This window comes from Dietzia sp. SLG310A2-38A2 (assembly GCF_014145095.1).
Lineage (GTDB): Bacteria > Actinomycetota > Actinomycetes > Mycobacteriales > Mycobacteriaceae > Dietzia.
Map to the genome: position 1 here is coordinate 1,944 of NZ_JAALDX010000440.1, position 1,306 is coordinate 3,249.

The 1,306-nt window shown below is 71.3% G+C and carries 2 protein-coding genes; one reads left to right on the forward strand and one right to left on the reverse strand.

What is annotated here, in order from left to right; translation table 11 throughout:
- Positions 1-1,011 (forward strand): DUF5129 domain-containing protein (locus G6027_RS14600; protein ID WP_182637804.1); only part of this gene is annotated, 1,011 nt, incomplete at its 5' end.
- An 18-nt stretch (positions 1,012-1,029) separates the two neighbouring features.
- Here G6027_RS14600 and G6027_RS18995 read toward each other — a convergent pair.
- A partial coding sequence (locus G6027_RS18995; RefSeq protein ID WP_241727156.1) for a peptidylprolyl isomerase occupies positions 1,030-1,306 on the reverse strand: 277 nt, incomplete at its 5' end.

Consider the following 1,306-nt stretch of genomic DNA (forward strand, 5'->3'; position numbering starts at 1 on the left):
GTCTGCGCGGCGCTCGACATCTTCGAGGGCGGGCACCTCGATGGCTCACAGGAGGCCATGAAGGACCCGATGCGGCGCGACAACCACGCGGTGGGTCTGCTGGCGGGTGCCCGGGCGGCGGCCGACCCCTCTGTCCAGGCCCCGGAGTCCGAAGGCATGCCGTCCTGGCTGCCGTGGGCGCTGGGCGGGGCGGGGATTGTCGGCGCGGGCGCGATCGGCGCCGCTGTCGCGGGGAGTCGGAAGAAGAAGGCGACGACGGCGAGGGAGCGCTACGACCGGGTCTCCCGCGAGTACGGGCGGGTCGCGGGGGAGCTCACCGGGCTGGACATCCGTGCCAACTCCCTCACCTCCCCGCTGGCCGACGACGAACTGCGGTCCCAATGGGCGGACGTGCGGGATCGCTTCCTGGCGCTGGACACCGTCATGGGCCGGATCGGTGACCTGCGGCCCGAGTCGAACGACGCCGAGTTCCGCGAGAAGGCCGACGACATCGAGACCGCGCACACCACGGTCGATCAGATGGAGACGGCGGAGAAGAACATCGACCAGCTCTTCCGCATGGAGCAGGGTGACGCCGACGTGCGCCGCCGCCAGCTCGGGGAGCTCCACGAGGACATGCTGGCCGCCGCTTTGGGGACGGAGGATGAGCGTCTCGCCGCTGAGGCCAAGGCCCTCGATGCGCGCGCGGACGAACTCTCCCGGGACACGCAGGCGACCGACTTCATGGACCGCTACGCGCGGCTGGTGGTCGACTACCGGCTCGTGGTGGAGGCCATCCGGGCCCGCGAGATGGCGGATGTCGAGGCGGCGGACGACGCGGGGGACCGCCACGCGCCGAGACTGTACGACCGGGACTGGCGCGCAGGCTACGGCTACAACGGCTTCGTGCCGTTCTACGTGGTCTCGAGCTGGCACGCCCACGACGTGCAGGCGGCCCAGGCGGCGAGTTCCACCAACACGAGCTACTCCAACGCTTCGTTCTCCGGGGGCGGCGGGTCGAGCGGCTACTGACCCGCGTCGCGCGCCGGCTCAGCCCTCGATGATCTCGACCGACTCGATCGTGTGCACCGTCCGCGGGGCGCCCTGCGGGCTGCCGTCGTCCTCGATCGCCGTGACGGCGTCCATGCCGTCGGTGACCGTGCCGAAGAGGCTGTAGTCCGGCGGCAGTGAGACGCCGGAGTCGCCGGTGACGATGAAGAACTGGGAGCCGTTGGTGTCCGGGCCGGCGTTGGCCATGGCCATGGAGCCGATCTCGTACTCCCCCTCGGCGGGGAGCTCGTCGGCGAACTGGTAGCCCGGGCCGCCG